Here is a 16,790-nt window from a genome sequence, read left to right on the forward strand (position 1 = left end):
GTTCGGGACACCCGTCCCATCAAGCAGCCGACGGACGCGCCGGCACCGCACGCGCCGGCCCCAGCCGCGGCGCCAGCAAGTGGAACCGCGTACAAACCCACCCCGTCCGTGTCCGCTCGAACCGCGCCGCCAAAGCGAGCACCCGAGGCCCATTCCGAATGGTCGTCGCGGCCTCCAGCGCAAGATCCGTCGGGTGGCACACGTGCAGCGTCCCGACCCGATGCCGCGTGCTCGGCAGGCGGCTGTGCGTCAGAAGCCGCGCGAACAAGGCCGGGTCGACGAGGTTCTGCACCTGCGCCGCGGCACGGCGGCCGCCGAGGACTTCGAGGATGGCGTTGAGGCGGCCGGTCAACTGGCGTTCGCTCGGGGGTCCCAGGAGCTGCACCACGTTGTGGCCCGCGGGTGGCAGGTCGCGGACCGGCGGGCGATGCCGCGTGACGTGGCGGACAGTGCGGGGCCGGGCGGCGGGCTCGCTGCCCGCGAGGCCCCGGAGGCGGTGGGTCGTCATGTGTTCCTCCCCTGAAACGCGGACGATCCGCTGCAGGTAGTGCCCGGACAAAGCCGAAACCGGGACTGCCTGCGCCCGATCCGGCGAAATCCGCGAAACCGCCCATTCCGATCTGCAAGATGCGCTACGCCCGTTGCCGCGCACGCGGATCGCTAGGGTGAGCCCGTGCTCAAAGGCTTGCTGGTCGACTACGCCGGCGTCCTCACCGACCCCGACGCCCACCTGCTCTACGACTACCTGCGCGCCATCCGCTCCGGCGGCACGCGCACCGGCCTGGTCTCCAACGCGCCCGGCGCCACGTCGGCCGTCCGCCACCAGCTGGGCGACTACTTCGACACGCTGGTCTTCTCCGGCGAGGTCGGCGTGGCCAAACCCGACCGCGAGATCTACCTCGTGGCCGCCGAACGCCTCGGCCTCGCCGCCGCCACCTGCGCGTTCGTGGACGACGCGGCCCGCAACGTCCGCGGCGCCGCCGAGGCTGGCATGGTCGCCATCCACCACGTCACGATGGAGGGCACCCTCGAAGAGCTGGCCGCTCTCTTCAGCTAGTCCGTCGCACCAGCTCGAACGACAGCACCGCGGCCGCCGCCGAGACGTTGAGGGACTCGACGTCGCCGGGCATCGGGATGGAGACCCACTCGGTCACCAGCTCGGCCACGGCCGCGCCCACGCCTTCCGTCTCCCCGCCCAGGACGAACGCCGCCCGCTGGGGGAGCGAAACGTCGAACACCGTCGACTTGCCCGATGCACTCAGTGCGTACAGGCCATAGCCGGCGTCCGTCAGCATTTCCGCCGCGTCACGGGCGCTGCCGCACCGCAGCACCGGCGCGCGGAACGCCACGCCGGCCGAAGCCTTGACCACCATCGGGTCCAACGCGGCCACGCCCCGCCTCGGCACGATCACGCCTTCCAGACCGGCGGCGGTTGCCGTGCGCAGGATCATGCCGACGTTCGCCGGCGTCGTGATGCCGTCGAGCAGCAGGACTCGCGAGGGCGGGCGGCGGTCGTCGAGCGCGGCGGCGAGCGAGCGCATCCGCGGCGCGACGACGTCGGCCAGCACACCCTGGTCCTGCTTGCCGTTGCCGGCCAGCACCTTCACGCGGTGGGCGCTCGCGCGCTGCACCGGCACCCCGGCGTCCTTCGCGGCGCGCTGGATCTCCGCGGCGGCCGGGCCGCGGGCGGTGTCGGCGAGGATGACCTTGTCCACCTGCAGCCCGTCGTCGGCCAGCGCTTCGAGCACCGGCTTGCGCCCGTAGACGGTCAGGAACCGGTCCTTCGGAGAAACCTCCGCCTCATCACCCACGCCGGTCAGTCTCGCACTGTGTAAGGATCGGCCCATGCCCGACCGCCTGTCCGCGCTCGACGCCTCGTTCCTGTACGTCGAGGACCACGCGACCCCGATGCACGTCGGCGGCGTGGCGATCTTCGAGCGGCCACGCGGCGGGCTCGACTACGCGCAGGTGCTCGACCTCGTCGGCTCGCGCCTGCCGTTCCTGCCTCGCTACCGCCAGCGCGTGCTCGACGTTCCCGGGCACCTCGCCCGGCCCGTGTGGGTGGACGACGTCGACTTCGACCTCAACTACCACGTCCGCCGCTCCGCGCTGCCCCAGCCGGGCACCGACGAGCAGCTGTTCGACCTGGTCGCGCGCCTGATGTCGCGCCGGCTCGCACCCGAACGCCCGCTGTGGGAGGCCTACTTCGTCGAGGGTCTCGCCGGCGACCGCGTGGCGCTGGTGACGAAGACGCACCAGTCCGTTGTGGACGGTATCGGCACCATCGATCTCGGCCAGCTCATCCTCGACGACGCCCCGGCGCCGCCCGAGCCGTACGAGGACACCTGGACGCCGCGGCGCGAACCGAGCCGCGCGCAACTGGTGTTCGACGCCGTGAGCGAGGCCGTGCAACGCCCGGGTGAGCTGGTGGAGAACGTCCGCTCTGCCGCCAACGACGCGCTGACGTCGGTCGGCAAGGTCGCCGAGACGCTGGGCGATGTGGCGTCGACGCTGCGCACGGTCGTCAACCCGGCACCGCAAGGCCCGCTCAACGTGCGCGTGTCCGGCGGCCGGCTGTTCTCCGTGGTGCGCACGCGGCTGGAGGACTTCCGCAAGATCCGCGCGGAGCACGGCGGGACCGTCAACGACGTGATCCTCACCGCGATCACCGGCGCGCTGCGCGAGTGGCTCCTGTCGCGCGGGGTGAACCTCACGTCCACGGCCACCGTGCGCGCGCTGGTGCCCCTGGCCGTGCGCGACGAGGACACGGCCGAGTACTCCACGCCGGCGCTCGTCGGCAACCAGGTGGCGGCCTACCTCGTCGACCTGCCGGTGGGCGAGCCGAACCCCGTGCTGCGGCTGCAGCACGTCGGCCACGCGATGACCGAGCACCTCGACTCCGGCCGTTCCGTCGCCGCGCGCGGGCTGCTGAAGGTGAGCGGCTTCGCCCCGGCGACGCTGCATTCGCTCGGCGCGCGGGCCGGCGGTTCGCTGTCGGGCCGGATTTTCAACATCATGATCACCAACTCGCCGGGGCCGCAGGAACCGGTGTACGCGGGTGAGGCGAAACTGATCGAGATGTTCCCGGTGATGCCGCTGATGCGCACCCAGGCGCTGGCGATCGGGGTCACGTCCTACCACGGCGGTGTCTACTTCGGACTCAACGGCGACCGCAAGGCCGCGTTCGACGTCGACCTCCTCGGCGGGATGATCGAAGAAGCGTTGGAAGAGCTGAAGGGGGCGCACTGGTGAGGGTCTACATTCCGGCGACGATCGCGATGCTCCGCGAACTCGAGTCGAACGGCGAGTTCCGGGCCCGCAGCGGCACGGCGTTCGCGCTGACGCCCGGGCTGCGCGAGGCGTACGTGAGCGGCTCCGACGAAGAGCTGGAGTACGCCGCGTTGCTGGACGCCGCACGTGCGTCACTGCGCCTGATCAACGCGGAGGAAAAGGGCGAGCCCCGCCGCGCCGTCGTCTCGGCCGACGTGGACAACGTGACATTGCGCGCGGACCTCGACGCCGCCGTCGTCCGCCTCGACGGCCCCGTCGCGCTCAGCCGGATCGCCGCGATCCACGTGGACTCCGCCGAAGCCGCCGACGCCGTCTCCGCGGCCGCCGCCGTGATCGACGCCGCCGATCTGGGCGACGAGGACGCCGAGTTCGTGCTGGGTGATGCGGAGGACCATGAGCTGGCTTGGTATGCGCCGCAGGAGCTGCCGTTCTTGCTGGAGCTGATGTAGTCCCCGTTTTTGTCGGACCCGGCTGGCAGAGTTCGGTCTCGTGACGGAACTCGACTTCTGGCAGCTCATCGACCCCTCCCGCACCGACGTGGCCGCCCGCGCCGGCGCGCTGCTCGCGGCCCGCCCGCGCGCGGAAATCGTTGCCGCGCACGGGGTTTTGGGCGGACTCCTCACGGAGTCCTACCGCAGCCCCCTGTGGGCCGCCGCGTACCTCATCAACGGCGGCTGCTCCGACGACGGCTTCGACTACTTCCGCGGCTGGCTCCTCACCCAGGGCCGCGAGGTCTTCACCCGCGCCCTCGCCGACCCCGACTCGCTGGCCGACGTGCCGGCCGTCCGCGCCGCCGCCGCTGAGGGCGAGGAGCTGGAGTGCGAAGAGATCCTGTACTTCACTTCGGCGGCCTATCTCGCCGCTACCGGGGAACCACTTCCGGAGGACTCGCCCGTTGCGCTGCCGCCGCTGGACCCGGACTTCGACGTCGAAGATCCGGATTCGGCTCGGGAACGGTTACCGCGGTTGTCTGCGCTGTTCGCCGCCTGAGCCGGGGTTAACGGTGGTCGAGACCGTCGATCATCAACCCCACCGTGAAGTCGAACCGGTCGTGGCCCTCGCCGGCCGTGAGTGCCGTGGCGTGGCGCGTCGTGTGCGGGAAGGTCTCGGCGGGCAGGGCGGTGAGGCGGCGGCGGAGTTCGTCGCGGTCGAGGACCCAGGCGGTGTCGTCGAGGGTTGAGCGCCGGCGGGCGATGGAGAGCTCCAGGCAGTAGGACGCGACGTACAGCAGGAGCGCGTCGATGGCCCACGCGGCGGTCTGCGGCGCGACGCCGCCCGTGAGCAGGATCGCGAGCATGCCTTCGTTGACGCGCACGGCTTCCAGGTCGGTGGGGACCATGGCGAACGCGGCGCTGGAAATGCCGGGGTAGCGCAGGTACTGGTCGCGCAGCTGCTCGCACACGTCGCGGATCTGGTCGCGCCACTCCTCGGTGGAAGGCGAAGGCAGCGCGAGCTCGGAGCACAGCCGTCCGATGAGCAGCTCGCCGAGGTCGGCCTTGTTGACCACGTGGTTGTAGAGCGACGCGGGTCCGGTGTCGAGGGCGTCGGCCAGGCGCCGCATGGTCAGGGCCTCGTAGCCCTCCCGGGCGATCACCTCCAGGGCCGTGTCGATGACCTGTTCCACGATCGGGGGCTTGCGACGGCGCCGCGGTCGGGTGTCGGCCTGGAGGTTCGGCGGCTGGTGGCGCGCCGCGCGTCGCTCTCGCGGGTTCACGGGAACCACCCTAGCTTGACACGAACAACGTTCGTAAGTAGAACATTGTTCGTATCTGACGATCGCGTAGACGTGACCGTGGTCGGTGCCGGCCCGGTGGGCCTGGTGCTCGCCGCCGAGCTGGCCTTGTCCGGCGTGAAAGTGCAGGTACTGGAGCGGCTGACCGAGCCGGACCAGGCGGTGAAGGCCGGCGCGATCAACGTGCCGACGGCCGAGGCCCTCGACCGCCGCGGCCTGCTGCCGGCGGCCGAGCAGGTGCAGCGGGAGCTGCTCGGGCAGGTGGGGTCATTCGCGCGCCTGGTCGGGCAACGGGATCGTCCTGCTCGACCGCACTCCCGACGGCGCTTTCGCGTCTCTCGCCGCCCCGTGGTCCACCCGCGTCACCACCGTCCCCGACGCCCTCACGACCCCAATCGGCCTCCTGCTCCGCCCGGACGGCATAGTCGCCTGGGCCACGGACACCCCCGACCCCGCCGATCTCGCGACGGTCCTGCACCAGTGGGCCGGCGCGCACTCACCCGAACCCGCGCAGGTGGGCTAAACCACCGCCGGTGTCAGCCACCGATCAGCGTGCCGACCTGGTCCGCCGCCGGGGCCGTGACGTTCACCGGTGAGCCCCACGCCGAGTAGCGCGCCGTGATGCTGGCGCTGCCCTGGCCGCCGGAGCCGCGCAGGACGGGGGACAGGTCGAGGACCAGCTGCAGCGGCCGGTTGTCCTCGTCGAGCCACAGGTCGAGGGGAACCTTCGTGCCACCGAGCTGCGCGTCCGCCGGCAGGCCCGCGGGCAGCTCGGCGCCGAGGTGGGCCAGGTCGACGTCGACGCGGTAGTGGGAGGCGTCCGTGCCGTCGAGGGTGGTCGTGTCGCCGGCAGTGAGGGTGCCGGCGGTGCGGACCTGTTCGAGCGTGTGCACGGGGTCGTTCTGCTCGGCGAGCTGCGCGAGGCTGCCGCCGAGAACCTGGGAAAACGGGTCGCTGCCATCGGGCGAGACCTTCACCCACGGTTTGCGGCCGGTCACCTGGTCGAGGGCGCTCGGGGGGACCTTCGCGTACAGCGTCTGCGCGACCAGGCGTAGCTCCAGCGGCTCGCCGACGTAGTCCGTGGTCATCTGCAGCGCCGTCCCGCCGGGGCCGAACACGGCCTCACCCTGGCCGTGGGACACGAGGGCGCCCGCGGCGACGTCGGTGGTGAACTTCGCGGAGTGACCGGCGTTCGTCGCCGCGACGGCCGCGTCGGCCAGGGCGCGGGCGTCGGAGAACCGCTCGGGCGAAGCCGAACACCCGCCGATCACGAGCAGCGCGGCGCACGCCAAAGCCGTCCTGCGCATCCGGAAACCCCGTCCTGACCGGCGGAAAGAGACCCTACAAAAGCACAGACGGCTCCGAAGACCCGTTCGGGGGAAGTGGAATTGCCCGTAGTAACGCGAAGTGCGCCCCGACGGTTGTCGAGGCGCCCTTCGGGTCAAGCAGCGAGCGGTCAGCCGCCCATCTTCTTGATCAGCTCGCCCATGTCGGCGACCTGGTCGGCCGGCGGAGCGGCAATGGTTACCGGGACGCCCCAGTCGCTGTACTTGACGACGAACTTGCCGGTGCCGGCAGAGGCGGCGTTACCGCCCATCTCCTTGACCATTTCGCTCTCGTCCATGCTGATTTGGAGCGGCAGCTGGTCCTTGTCGACCCAGAGCTCCATCGGAATCCGGATGTTCTTGCCCTGCGCCGCTTCCTTCACCTTCGCCTTGGTCTCCTCAGGCAAAGCCTTCAGCAACTTGTCGAGAGCCTTGACCATGTCAATGTCGATCTTGTAGTGGTTGACCTTCTGGCCGTTGAGCTCGGTCTGGTCGGAGCTCACGATCTTGCCGGCTTCCGAGAGCTGGTCGAGCAGCTGGGTCGGGTCGCTCTGCTGACCCGCCTGCGCCATGCTCCCGGCGAGCGCCTTCGAGATCGGGTCGTCGCCATCCGGCGAGATCTTCAGCCACGGCTTGTCGGTGCCGAGCTGAGTGGCCTGGTCGGCGGGGATCTTCAAGAACGTCGCGTTGTCGACCAAGATCATCTCGGTCTGTTCGCCATCGGCGTCGACCGTCATGTGAAAGGTCGTGCCCTGTGCTCCATACGCAGCTTCACCCTGCGCGGTGATGGTCTTGCCGTCTGCCGTCATCTCCATCGACATCTTCGACGACTTCGACTTCTGCGTGCCCTGCTTCGACGCCGCCGCCAGCTCGATCACGTTCGAGAACGGCGCGGCCAGCCCCAGCTCCGGCTTCGCCCCCGCCGGCCCGGCGGCGCCGTTTTCAGCCTTCGAACCACAGCCGGTCAGCACGAGCGCCAGCGCGGCACCCGCGGCGACGACGAAAGTGGTTTTGCGCATGCAATCCCCCTAGGAAGGTCATTACTCCACCCGCAGTATCGCTGGATCGGGGCAACGGTTACGCCCTTTCGATCACGATTTGGGTACTCGATCACCCGTTGTGTCGTCCACCTGCGGAGTAATCATGGGACGCGCGGTGACGGCCGTAGGTTCCGGCCGCTTTCAGCGGGTCGCGACCGGCAGCTCCTCCAGCCCGTGCATCAGCGTCGAGAACCGCCACCGCGCTGGATCGGCACCGTCGGCGAGCCGAAGCGCGGGGAACCGTTCGATGAGCGCGCCGAGCGCGATCGCTCCCTCCAACCGGGCGAGCGGCGCGCCGAGACAGTGGTGGATGCCGTGCCCGAACGCCAGGTGCCCGCCGGCCGGTCGGGTCACGTCGAGCTCATCGGGATCCGCGAACCGCTCGCCGTCGCGGTTCGCGGAAAGCAGCGACACGGAGAGGAACTCGTTCGCCGGGATCTCGACGCCACCGACCGTGATCGGGGCGGTGGTGAACCGCGTGGTCGCGATGTGCACCGGTCCGTCGTAGCGCAGGAGCTCCTCGACGGCATTCGGCACGAGCGACGGGTCGGCCCGCAGAGCCGCGAGCTGCGCGGGGGCACGCAGCAGCGCGAGCGTGCCGTTGGCGATGAGGCTGACCGTGGTGTCGTGCCCGGCGATCACGAGCAGTTCGGCCATGGCGACGAGCTCCTGCTCCGACAGGCGGTCGCCGCTGTCGGTCACGGCGACCAGGTCGGACAGCAAGTCCTCGGCCGGCTCGGCCCGCTTGGCGGTGACGAGTTCACGCAGGTAGGCCAGGAACAGCTCGGACGCCTCGACGAGCCGCTGATCACCGGCCGACGTGATCACCTCGACCCACGAGCCGAACTTCTCGCGGTCGGTTTCGGGCACACCCAGCAGCTCGCAGATGACGATCATCGGCAGCGGCGCGGCGAAGCTCGCGACCAGGTCGACCCGATCCTGCCCGGCCATCGCGTCGAGCAGCTCGGCGGTCACACTCTCGATCCGCGGCCGCAGGCGCGCGATCGCGCGGGTCGTGAACACCTTCGCGACGAGCCGCCGCAGCCGCGTGTGATCCGGCGGGTCGCTGTTGAGCATGTGCACCTCGAGCAGCCGGAACGCGGGGGACAGCATCGCGAACGACGAACCGTGCCGGTCGGCGATGATGTGCGCGCGCCTGCCCTCGTCCTTGTGGACGTCCGGGCTGGTCAGGACCTGTTTGACGTCCTCATACCTGGTGACGAGCCACGACCGCATTCCCCGCGGCGTCTGCACCAGCCGGACGGGTGCTTCGATCCGCAGCTTCGCTTCGATCTCGTGGGGATTCTGGACGTACTCGATGTCGAGGGGGTAGGCCTCGGGGTCGGTCGGCACGGGCGGCGGCTCCTTGTGGTGGGGATTCCCACCCCATCGGCTCCGCGCGCGGTTGCCAACCTCCGGCCGCCGTCAGCGCCCGTTTTTCCCGTGATCAAGAGTCACTCCGCGCCACCCGCGCGTGAAACGAGCAGCCGACGCAGCGAGGCCAGCCGCTCAGCGCTCGCGCGGCCTTCGGTGACGACGGCGTCGAGCGCGCAGTTCGGGTCCTCCGGCGGGCCGAGGTGACCGCAGTTCGTGGGGCATTCCTCGGCGGCCTCGGCGAACTCCTCGAAGGCGTTCACGATGTCGTCGGCGGTCACGTGTGCCAGCCCGAACGACCGCACGCCCGGCGTGTCGATCACCCAGCCGCGGCCCGCGAGGGGCAGCGGCAGCGCGACGGCCGCCACGGACGTGTGGCGTCCCTTGCCGACGGAGCTGACGACGCCCGTGGCGAGCTCGGCGTCGGGCACCAGGCGGTTGACCAACGTTGACTTGCCGACGCCGGAGTGCCCGACCAACGCGGACACGCGGCCTTCGAGGCGCTCGGCCAGGCCTTCGGGCTTCTCGTCGTGGCGCGTGACGATGGCCGGCACGTCGAGGCCCGCGTAGCTCGCGAGCAGCTCGTCGGGGCTGGCCAGGTCGGCTTTCGTGAGGCAGAGGACGGGCTCGAGCCCGCCCGCGTAGCAGGCGACCAGGCAACGGTCGATGAATCCGGTCCGCGGCGGGGGATCGGCGAGTGACGTGACGATCAGCAGCTGGGCGGCGTTCGCGACGACCACGCGCTCGTACGGGTCGGTGTCGTCGGCGGTCCGGCGCAGCACGCTGGTGCGCTCGTCGACGCGGACGATGCGCGCGAGTGTGTCCGGCAGCCCCGAGACGTCGCCGACGAGGGCGACCATGTCGCCGACGACCACGGAGACGCGCCCCATCTCGCGGGCGCGCATGGCCGTGACCACGCGTTCGGGGTCGGCGTTCACGGCGCACGTCCAGCGGCCGCGGTCCTTGCCGATCACCATGGCGGTGACGGCGTCGGCGTGCTCGGGCCGGCGTTTGGTCCGGGGCCTGGTGCCCTTGCCGGGGCGAACCCGCACGTCGGATTCGTCCAGCTTGCTCCAGTCGCCTCGCGCCAAACCGCCCACCGTCCTCCCGCTCGTCCTGCCTGGTCGAAATGATCCCATGCCGGTCGCGCCCGGCCCGGCCTGCGTGTAACGATGGCGTCTTGAGAGGTGCGAGGAGGCTGGCATGTGCGGCCGTTACGCGGCGACGAAGGACCCGGCGAAGCTGATCGACGAGTTCGCGGCGGTCGATTTGACGGAGGGTGCCGCGCGCGAGGACTACAACGTCGCGCCGACCAAGAACGTCGTCACCGTGGTCCAGCGCCACCCCCGCGACGCCGAGGGGCAGGTGCTCGAGGACGAGCCCGCCGAGCGGTCGCTGCGGATCATGAAGTGGGGCCTCGTGCCGTTCTGGGCGAAGGACCCCTCGGTCGGCTCGCGCATGATCAACACGCGCGCCGAGACGGCGGCTGAAAAGCCCGCCTTCAAACGCGCTTTGAAGTCGCGCCGCTGCCTGGTCCCGGCCGACGGCTGGTTCGAATGGCGCCGCACGGGCAAGGAGAAGGAGCCGTTCTACATGACGGATCCTTCGGGCTCGTCGCTCGCGTTCGGCGGGATCTGGGAGAGCTGGCGCCCGAAGGACGGCTCGTCCGACGAGCAGCCCTTGATCACGTTCTCCATCATCACGACCGACGCCGAGGGCCAGCTGCGGGGCATCCACGACCGCATGCCGCTGGTCGTCCCGCGCGAGCACTGGGACGGCTGGCTCGACCCGGAGCAGTCCTCCGTGGACGGTCTCCTCGTGCCCACGCCGCCGGACTTCGTCGAGTCGCTCGAGCTGCGACCGATTTCCACGCTGGTCAACAACGTCCGCAACAACGGCCCCCAACTGCTCACGCGCGCCGAGCCCGCCGCCTCGGAAACCCTGTTCGACGCGCCATGACCACCCTCGAGATCGACACCCCCCACGGCCCCGCGCGCGCCGAGCTCCACTGCGCCAAGGACGGCGCCGCCGCGCTCCTGCTCGGCCACGGCGCGGGTGGGGGGATCGGGGCCAAGGACCTGGTGGCGGTCGCGCAGGCCGCGAAGGCGGCCGGGGTGCACGTGGCTTTGGTGGAGCAGCCGTACCGGGTGGCGGGGCGCCGGGCGCCCGCACCGGCGAAGCAGCTGGACACGGCTTGGCTGGCTGTGGCGGACGAGTTGTCGGCGCACTTCGACGACCTGCCGTTGGTCTTCGGTGGCCGTTCCTCGGGCGCGCGGGTGGCCTGCCGGACTGCTTCGGCCGGTCAGGCTGTGGCGGTGTTGTGCCTGGCGTTTCCCGAGCACCCGCCGGGCCGGCCGGAGAAGACGCGGCAGCCGGAGCTCGATGCGGTGGAGGTGCCGACCCTGGTGGTGCAGGGCGAGCGGGATCCGTTCGGCCGTCCTTCGGCGGGGCCGCACCACGAGGTGGTGATGGTCTCGGGGGACCACACGCTGTCGGCTGACTTGGACGCGGTGTCGCGCGCGGCGGCGGAGTGGCTGGGGCGGGTGCTGAGGCCGCACCTCTGAGTGGTCAGGCGCCCTCGGTCCAGAACTGGTTGACGCGCGCGATCGCTTCCTCGCGGCTCATCGCGGCGACCTCGGCGTCGGGGATACCGACCTGGTGGATCAGCGTGTGGACGACCTGTGCCGGCACGCCGGCCTCGGCCACCGGACGCGCGATGGACCGTTCCGGGACCACATCGTCCTGCACACACGCCCAGTACTCGGCTTCGGTCACGCAGAGCTGGTGACGCAGGACCGCGCGCCACATCTGCGGTCCGTCGGTCGACCGGTTCGGCCGACGGGAATTCCTCGTCCGCAGCACGCGCCCGTCGGACAGGTGCAGCTCGTAGGTCACATGGTGCGTGACGGAGCGCTCCCGCGCATCCCGCACGAGTTGCCATCCCTCGGCTCGGCAGAACGCGTCGTGATCCGCCCGGGTCGGTGCCGGCCACGTCATCGGCTGCTGTTCACCAGCCAAGCCTGCAGGTCCGCGTCGCTGCTGAGCTCGATCAGCTGGACCAGGCTCCAGTTGTCCCGGTGGGTCGGCGCGTCGCGCAGGTGGTCCTGCCAATCGTCCGCGTACTCCCGCAGCGCCCCCACCATGTCGGCGACGGCGTCGTCGAAGGTCTCGGCATCGGCCGCCACCGTGTCGTTGTCGCGGCGCATCGTGGCCACGCGGCCCTGCGCCTGGTTGCCCACAGACTTCCCCCAGGTGTGGACAACCAGGCGTTCACCACTCGTCAGCCTGCGATCGAAGCCACGACAGCCCCCGTCAACCGCACCAGATCCCCAGGCGCCAGCTCCACCTCGAGCCCCCGCCGCCCAGCCGAGCAGTAGACCGTCGCAAACCCCGAAGCCGACTCGTCCACCACCACCGGCAGACGGCTCCGGTGCCCCAGCGGCGAAATCCCCCCGAGCACATACCCGGTAGCTCGCTGGGCAGCCGCCGGATCCGCCATCCGCGCCTTCTTGCCCCCGGCCGCGGCGGCCAGCGCCTTGAGGTCCAGAGACCCCGTCACCGGCACCACGCCCACCGTCAGCTTGCCGTCGACGTCCGCCACCAGCGTCTTGAAGACGCGCGCCGCCTCCAGGCCCAGGGCCTCGACGGCCTCCAGGCCGTACGACTCGGCGCGCGGGTCGTGGTCGTACGAATGCAACGTGTGCGCCACCTTGTGTTTCGTGAGCAGTGCCGTCGCCGGTGTTCCCTTGCCCGCCATGGGATCGGAGTCTACGAAGGGGCCGGGAATGGAAGGCCGCCACGTTCTGTTGAAAGAGACGTGACCACGACGCTTACCACTGCCCGCCCTCGTAGGCGCAGCACCGAGCCGGGCCTTCCGAGCCCCCGCGTAAACTCGGCGTTGCCGTATGCGCAGAAGCGCATCGACGCCGAACGGGAAGGGAACGGTTTGCCGAGCACCCCTAACACCGCGCCGGAGACGGCGGCCGACGAGCTGGAGCTGGCGGAGCGCTTCGAACGCGACGCGATGCCCCTGCTCGATCAGCTGTACTCGGCCGCGATGCGGATGACGCGGAACCCCTCCGACGCCGAGGACCTGGTCCAGGAGACCTTCCTCAAGGCATACGCGGCGTTCGCCTCCTTCAAGGCCGGCACGAACCTCAAGGCGTGGATGTACCGCATCCTCACCAACACCTACATCAACGGCTACCGCAAGCGTCAGCGGCAGCCGGTGCAGCAGCCGACCGAGGAGATCACCGACTGGCAGATCGCCAAGGCGGAGAGCCACACCTCCAGCGGGCTGCGCTCGGCTGAGGTCGAGGCGATGGACAACCTGCCCGACACCGACGTGAAGGGCGCGCTGCAGAAGCTGCCCGAAGAGTTCCGGCTTGCCGTCTACCTGGCGGACGTCGAGGGCTTCGCGTACAAGGAGATCGCCGAGATCATGGACACGCCCATCGGCACCGTGATGTCCCGTCTGCACCGCGGTCGCGCCCAGCTGCGCGACCTGCTGGCCGACGTCGCGCGCGAGCGCGGCTTCATCCGCGGTGACCGCGAGGAGGTGGCGAAGCGATGAGCACGGGTGACGCGCCGGGGACCGAGGACAAGGTCCGCTGCGAAGAGGCGCTTTCGGAGATCTACCTGCTCCTCGACAAGGAGTGCAGCCCCCTGCGCGACGCCGAGCTGCGGCGCCACATCGAGGACTGCCCGCCGTGCCTCGAGGAGTACGGCATCGACGAGCAGATCAAGGAGCTGCTGCATCGCAAGTGCGGCGGTGACTTGGCGCCGGCGGAGCTGAAGAGCCGCCTGCGCGCCTCGATCCGCCAGACCGTGGCCACCCGCGGCGGCGTGACGGTCGAGCGCACCGAGATCACCGTCGAGCAGCGCACCGGCGAGTAACCCACGCTCTGAACACGACGACGGCCCCCGTACCAGCTGGTGCGGGGGCCGTGTCGCGTCCGGACGCCGGAATCAGGCGTTGGGCTTCTTGCCGTGGTTCGCGCCGTTCTTCTTGCGGTCGCGACGCTTGCGGGCGCGCTTCGACATGCTTCACTCCTCGTATTCACGCGGGATGGCCCGGGTGCGGGGTGCCGAAGCACCTGCCGGGCTCGGGTCAACCGCTCCAGTGTGTCATGCGTGCCCCGGCTCACCTGCGGCGCCCGTGCTGATCGGCGCCCGCTCTGGTTTGATGGGCGGATGACCGGAGGAACCGCGCACCACGCACTCGTGGTCGCCGAGTAGCTCGTGTCCACCCTTTCCGACCTGCTCGCCGAGAACACCGGCCTCCCCGGTGAGGCGGCCGACCATCTGCAGACCGTCGTCGCGGAGTGGCAGCTGCTGGCCGATCTGTCGTTCGCCGATTTCCTGCTCTGGGTCCCCGTCGCGAAGGATCTGCAGCCCGAGGGCGGCGATTTCGTGTGCGTCGCGCACGCCCGGCCCACCACGGCACCCACCGCGCACCCCGAGGACGTCGTCGGCACGCGGTTCACCGTCGCCGAGCACCCGGAGCTGGCGAAGGCCGTCCGCGAGCGGACGATCGGCCGCGAGGAAGACCCGCACTGGTACCGCGACCTGCCGATGCGCCGCGAAGCCGTGCCGGTGAGCTTCGGCGGCGACGTGATCGCAGTGCTCAGCCGCGAGACGAACCTGGCCGCGCCGCGCGTGCCGAGCCCGCTGGAGATCGCATACCTGGGCAGCGCGGGCGACCTGTGCCAGATGATCGTCGACGGCACGTTCCCGCCCCCGGGCGGCAACCAGGCCGACACGCACACCAGCCCCCGCGTCGGCGACGGCCTCATCCGGCTCGACCCGAGCGGCACCGTCGTGTTCGCCAGCCCCAACGGCCTGTCCGCCTACCACCGCATGGGCCACGAGTCCGACCTGGTGGGGCAGCGGCTGGCGCCGTTGACGCGTTCGCTGATCCGCGACCCGTTCGACGCCACCGAGGTCTCGCACCGCATCATCGAGGCCCTCGACGGCAAGCCCTCCACCCGCACGGAGGCCGATTCCCGCCGCGGCGCCGTGGTGCTGTTCCGCGCGCTGCCGCTGCGCCCGTCGGGGCAGGCGGCCGGCGCGCTCGTACTGGTCCGCGACGTCACCGAGGTCAAGCGCCGCGACCGCGCCCTGCTGTCCAAGGACGCGACGATCCGCGAGATCCACCACCGCGTGAAGAACAACCTGCAGACCGTCGCGGCGCTGCTGCGGCTGCAGTCGCGTCGCACCACGAGCGAAGAGGCCCGCCTCGCGCTCGGCGAGTCCGTGCGGCGCGTTTCGTCGATCGCGATGGTCCACGAGGCACTGTCGATCTCCGTCGACGAGCGCGTGGACCTCGACAAGCTGCTCGACAACGTCCTGCCGATGGTCGGCGAGGTCGCCACCGCGGAGTCGCAGGTGGGGCTCACGCGCAAGGGCTCATTCGGCATCGTCATCGCCGAGATCGCGACGCCGCTGGTCATGGTGCTGACGGAGCTCGTGCAGAACGCCATCGAGCACGCGTTCCCGCAGGGCCGCCCGGGCAAGGTCGAGATCATCGTCGAACGCTCAGCGCGCTGGCTGGACGTCCTCATCCGCGACAACGGCCGCGGCCTGCCTTCGGGCTTCTCGCTGGAACGCAGCGACGGTCTCGGCCTGCAGATTGTGCGCACGCTGGTGGAGTCGGAACTGCGTGGGTCCCTGTCGCTGCGCAAGGTGCGCACGGACTCCACCGGCGCGCGCGTGCCGGGCACCGAGGCCGCGCTGCGCATCCCGCTCTCCCGCCGGCTCTAACACCAGTATTCGACGCGCTGCCCGTCGGTGTCGGCCACGAAGACGACCGCGTCGGCGCCGTCGATCTGAGCTGGGCTCAGCGGGAGGTGGCCGGGCAGGATCGGCTCGCCCGTGCCGGTCGACGCGGGCAGCGCGCCGCGCAAAGCCTGCGCCGGGAACAACGTGCGACGGGTGGTGGCCTCGGCCAGTTCGCCCTGGAGCGTGCCGGGTTCCGCGTCGGGGTTGGCGTCGGTGGCGACGAAGACGTAGCGCTCGCCCAGCGTCAGCGCGACTAGCGCGCCCGCGCTGCCCCACGTCGCCTCCTCCGGGCCCATCCGCAGGGTGGACGGCACGCGCTGCAGGTGCACGTTGTGCGCGAACACCAGGCTCGGCCCGCGGTCGCGCTCCTGCGAGAGCATCGCGAGCAGGTTGTCGGCCATCATCTCGGCGCGCAGGCTGAGCAGGGTCCCGAACCGATCGGGCGCGGCGAAGGCCATCGCCGCGTGATAGCGGAGCAGGCCCACGGCGGTGCGTGCGTACGCGGCGGCGAGCGTGTAGGCGGCGGGATCGGCGGGCTGGAGCACGGGCGCCGCGCGGTGGAGCGCGCTCGCGAGGTCGTCGGCGACGATGCGCAACGCGCGGGCGCGGTCGGAGCCGCCGATCGACGCGGCTGCGTCGTACATGGCCTGCTCGTTCGTCCAGTCGTCGTCTTCGCCGAGCAACGCGTCCAGGTCGTGACTCGAGGCAGGCCGCAACGCAGTGGGCAGGTAGTCGATCACGGTGGTCAACGCGCGCCGCGGGCTCGGCGCGGAAGTGGTCTCCGTCGGCGCGTCGAAGCCGTGGAATCGCACGTGATCCTCGGGCGCGCGGCCGGCGTTGTGCGCGCGCAGCCACTCGACGAGCTCTCGGTTGCCCGGCACGCGACCGAACCAGTGGCTGAAGCCGGTTTTCAGCACCTCGTCGAGGTCACCGGCGCCGCCGGTCACGTAGTCGTTGACGATGGACGCGGCAAAAGCGTCGATCTCCAGCGAGATCGACCGGTAGCCCCGCTCGACGAGGTGGGCAAGAAGTTCGTTGCGCAGCAAGGGAAACGCTCGGATCCCGTGCGTCGGCTCGCCGAGGGCGAGCAACGCGGGCCGGGCCTCGGCGAGCAGCTCGTCGACGGCGCGGCCCAGGCTCGCCGCGTCGTCGATGTCGCGGCCAACCCCGTGCAGGGTGGTGGCAGTGGACATGGAAAACCCCTTCCAGAGAAACCTGTCCTCGACCGTATCGTTGAAGAATCGAGTG

The 16,790-nt window shown here is 70.7% G+C and carries 21 protein-coding genes and 1 pseudogene; 11 read left to right on the forward strand and 11 right to left on the reverse strand.

All coding sequences use genetic code 11. The features are described 5' to 3' along the window. Window positions 1-19 precede the first annotated feature (19 nt). Window positions 20-508 carry an Rv3235 family protein gene (locus AB0383_RS28495; RefSeq protein WP_366188985.1) on the reverse strand — a complete coding sequence of 163 codons (489 nt, stop codon included), beginning with the start codon at window positions 506-508 and terminating at the stop codon, window positions 20-22. Between the two features lie 165 nt (window positions 509-673). On the opposite strand from AB0383_RS28495, the gene AB0383_RS28500 reads away from it, so the two are divergent. Then, on the forward strand, window positions 674-1,057 hold the full coding sequence (locus AB0383_RS28500; protein WP_364172085.1) for an HAD-IA family hydrolase: 384 nt from the start codon (window positions 674-676) through the stop codon (window positions 1,055-1,057). Here the strand turns inward: AB0383_RS28500 and AB0383_RS28505 are convergent. Next, the gene (locus AB0383_RS28505) at window positions 1,050-1,811 is read right to left on the reverse strand and encodes an RNA methyltransferase (protein ID WP_364172084.1); all 762 of its coding nucleotides are present in this window, start codon (window positions 1,809-1,811) and stop codon (window positions 1,050-1,052) included. The genes AB0383_RS28500 and AB0383_RS28505 overlap by 8 nt on opposite strands. A gap of 34 nt (window positions 1,812-1,845) precedes the next feature. Between AB0383_RS28505 and AB0383_RS28510 the strand changes: the two genes are divergently transcribed. Genes AB0383_RS28510 through AB0383_RS28520 form a run of 3 tightly spaced genes read left to right on the forward strand, consistent with a single transcriptional unit; the run spans window position 1,846 to window position 4,281 of the window. After that, a complete protein-coding gene (locus AB0383_RS28510; protein WP_364172082.1) occupies window positions 1,846-3,252 on the forward strand; it encodes a wax ester/triacylglycerol synthase family O-acyltransferase in 1,407 nt (468 codons plus the stop codon). Continuing rightward, complete coding sequence (locus tag AB0383_RS28515; RefSeq protein WP_220244028.1) at window positions 3,249-3,740, forward strand: hypothetical protein; 492 nt, start codon at window positions 3,249-3,251, stop codon at window positions 3,738-3,740. The genes AB0383_RS28510 and AB0383_RS28515 overlap by 4 nt, the downstream gene beginning before the upstream one ends. Before the next feature lie 40 nt (window positions 3,741-3,780). After that, window positions 3,781-4,281 (forward strand): DUF4240 domain-containing protein, encoded by a 501-nt coding sequence (locus AB0383_RS28520; protein WP_366188986.1) that lies wholly within the window; start codon window positions 3,781-3,783, stop codon window positions 4,279-4,281. Between the two features lie 7 nt (window positions 4,282-4,288). Here AB0383_RS28520 and AB0383_RS28525 read toward each other — a convergent pair whose 3' ends face one another. Beyond that, window positions 4,289-5,005: a TetR/AcrR family transcriptional regulator C-terminal domain-containing protein gene (locus AB0383_RS28525; protein WP_364172078.1), complete on the reverse strand. Its 717-nt coding sequence runs from the start codon at window positions 5,003-5,005 to the stop codon at window positions 4,289-4,291. Between the two features lie 72 nt (window positions 5,006-5,077). Between AB0383_RS28525 and AB0383_RS28530 the strand changes: the two are divergent. Both AB0383_RS28530 and AB0383_RS28535 read left to right on the forward strand, forming a co-directional pair. Then, window positions 5,078-5,269: pseudogene (locus AB0383_RS28530) on the forward strand (FAD-dependent monooxygenase); the annotation flags it as partial. 55 nt (window positions 5,270-5,324) lie between these two features. Next, entirely contained in the window at window positions 5,325-5,546 is a 222-nt protein-coding gene (locus AB0383_RS28535; RefSeq protein WP_366189038.1) for a hypothetical protein, read from the forward strand. A 13-nt stretch (window positions 5,547-5,559) separates the two neighbouring features. Here AB0383_RS28535 and AB0383_RS28540 read toward each other — a convergent pair whose 3' ends face one another. From AB0383_RS28540 to rsgA, 4 genes are all read right to left on the reverse strand, one after another. Next, complete coding sequence (locus tag AB0383_RS28540) at window positions 5,560-6,330, reverse strand: hypothetical protein (protein ID WP_364172074.1); 771 nt, start codon at window positions 6,328-6,330, stop codon at window positions 5,560-5,562. 149 nt (window positions 6,331-6,479) lie between these two features. Beyond that, entirely contained in the window at window positions 6,480-7,319 is an 840-nt protein-coding gene (locus AB0383_RS28545; protein ID WP_364172072.1) for a hypothetical protein, read from the reverse strand. A 210-nt stretch (window positions 7,320-7,529) separates the two neighbouring features. Beyond that, window positions 7,530-8,741 carry a cytochrome P450 gene (locus AB0383_RS28550; RefSeq protein ID WP_366188987.1) on the reverse strand — a complete coding sequence of 404 codons (1,212 nt, stop codon included), beginning with the start codon at window positions 8,739-8,741 and terminating at the stop codon, window positions 7,530-7,532. A 101-nt stretch (window positions 8,742-8,842) separates the two neighbouring features. Further along, window positions 8,843-9,853 (reverse strand): ribosome small subunit-dependent GTPase A, encoded by a 1,011-nt coding sequence (gene rsgA, locus AB0383_RS28555; RefSeq protein WP_364172068.1) that lies wholly within the window; start codon window positions 9,851-9,853, stop codon window positions 8,843-8,845. 112 nt (window positions 9,854-9,965) lie between these two features. Here rsgA and AB0383_RS28560 point away from each other — a divergent pair, with 112 nt between their 5' ends. Together AB0383_RS28560 and AB0383_RS28565 are read left to right on the forward strand one after the other, a co-directional pair. Continuing rightward, window positions 9,966-10,721 carry an SOS response-associated peptidase gene (locus AB0383_RS28560; RefSeq protein ID WP_366188988.1) on the forward strand — a complete coding sequence of 252 codons (756 nt, stop codon included), beginning with the start codon at window positions 9,966-9,968 and terminating at the stop codon, window positions 10,719-10,721. Further along, window positions 10,718-11,326 (forward strand): alpha/beta family hydrolase, encoded by a 609-nt coding sequence (locus AB0383_RS28565; protein ID WP_366188989.1) that lies wholly within the window; start codon window positions 10,718-10,720, stop codon window positions 11,324-11,326. Before AB0383_RS28560 ends, AB0383_RS28565 begins: the two co-directional genes overlap by 4 nt. A gap of 4 nt (window positions 11,327-11,330) precedes the next feature. Here AB0383_RS28565 and AB0383_RS28570 read toward each other — a convergent pair whose 3' ends face one another. The 3 genes from AB0383_RS28570 to ybaK form a co-directional block, all read right to left on the reverse strand. Beyond that, complete coding sequence (locus AB0383_RS28570; RefSeq protein ID WP_366188990.1) at window positions 11,331-11,693, reverse strand: cytotoxic translational repressor of toxin-antitoxin stability system; 363 nt, start codon at window positions 11,691-11,693, stop codon at window positions 11,331-11,333. A 62-nt stretch (window positions 11,694-11,755) separates the two neighbouring features. Beyond that, complete coding sequence (locus AB0383_RS28575; protein ID WP_366188991.1) at window positions 11,756-12,001, reverse strand: hypothetical protein; 246 nt, start codon at window positions 11,999-12,001, stop codon at window positions 11,756-11,758. A gap of 41 nt (window positions 12,002-12,042) precedes the next feature. Beyond that, window positions 12,043-12,519, reverse strand: a complete 477-nt coding sequence (gene ybaK, locus AB0383_RS28580) for a Cys-tRNA(Pro) deacylase (RefSeq protein ID WP_220244019.1) — start codon at window positions 12,517-12,519, stop codon at window positions 12,043-12,045. A 189-nt stretch (window positions 12,520-12,708) separates the two neighbouring features. On the opposite strand from ybaK, the gene AB0383_RS28585 reads away from it, so the two are divergent. The 3 genes from AB0383_RS28585 to AB0383_RS28595 all read left to right on the forward strand — a co-directional run bounded on the left by AB0383_RS28585 (window position 12,709) and on the right by AB0383_RS28595 (window position 15,524). Then, on the forward strand, window positions 12,709-13,335 hold the full coding sequence (locus tag AB0383_RS28585) for a sigma-70 family RNA polymerase sigma factor (protein ID WP_364172059.1): 627 nt from the start codon (window positions 12,709-12,711) through the stop codon (window positions 13,333-13,335). Then, window positions 13,332-13,658: a mycothiol system anti-sigma-R factor gene (gene rsrA, locus AB0383_RS28590; protein ID WP_220244017.1), complete on the forward strand. Its 327-nt coding sequence runs from the start codon at window positions 13,332-13,334 to the stop codon at window positions 13,656-13,658. The genes AB0383_RS28585 and rsrA overlap by 4 nt, the downstream gene beginning before the upstream one ends. 345 nt (window positions 13,659-14,003) lie before the next feature. Then, window positions 14,004-15,524, forward strand: coding sequence for a histidine kinase N-terminal domain-containing protein (locus tag AB0383_RS28595; protein WP_364172057.1), 1,521 nt, complete (start codon window positions 14,004-14,006; stop codon window positions 15,522-15,524). Here the strand turns inward: AB0383_RS28595 and AB0383_RS28600 are convergent. Continuing rightward, entirely contained in the window at window positions 15,521-16,735 is a 1,215-nt protein-coding gene (locus AB0383_RS28600; RefSeq protein WP_366188992.1) for an erythromycin esterase family protein, read from the reverse strand. The two genes, AB0383_RS28595 and AB0383_RS28600, sit on opposite strands and share 4 nt — an antisense overlap. Between the last annotated feature and the right edge of the window lie 55 nt (window positions 16,736-16,790).

This window comes from Amycolatopsis sp. NPDC051373 (assembly GCF_040689465.1).
GTDB lineage: Bacteria > Actinomycetota > Actinomycetes > Mycobacteriales > Pseudonocardiaceae > Amycolatopsis.

Excerpts from the sequence above, each read along its gene's own strand:
- AB0383_RS28560 (WP_366188988.1), top strand. The coding sequence starts at position 9,966 with ATGTGCGGCCGTTACGCGGCGACGAAGGACCCGGCGAAGCTGATCGAC.
- AB0383_RS28495 (WP_366188985.1), bottom strand. The coding sequence starts at position 508 with ATGACGACCCACCGCCTCCGGGGCCTCGCGGGCAGCGAGCCCGCCGCC.
- ybaK (WP_220244019.1), bottom strand. The coding sequence starts at position 12,519 with ATGGCGGGCAAGGGAACACCGGCGACGGCACTGCTCACGAAACACAAG.
- AB0383_RS28510 (WP_364172082.1), top strand. The coding sequence starts at position 1,846 with ATGCCCGACCGCCTGTCCGCGCTCGACGCCTCGTTCCTGTACGTCGAG.
- AB0383_RS28600 (WP_366188992.1), bottom strand. The coding sequence starts at position 16,735 with ATGTCCACTGCCACCACCCTGCACGGGGTTGGCCGCGACATCGACGAC.
- AB0383_RS28540 (WP_364172074.1), bottom strand. The coding sequence starts at position 6,330 with ATGCGCAGGACGGCTTTGGCGTGCGCCGCGCTGCTCGTGATCGGCGGG.
- AB0383_RS28565 (WP_366188989.1), top strand. The coding sequence starts at position 10,718 with ATGACCACCCTCGAGATCGACACCCCCCACGGCCCCGCGCGCGCCGAG.
- rsrA (WP_220244017.1), top strand. The coding sequence starts at position 13,332 with ATGAGCACGGGTGACGCGCCGGGGACCGAGGACAAGGTCCGCTGCGAA.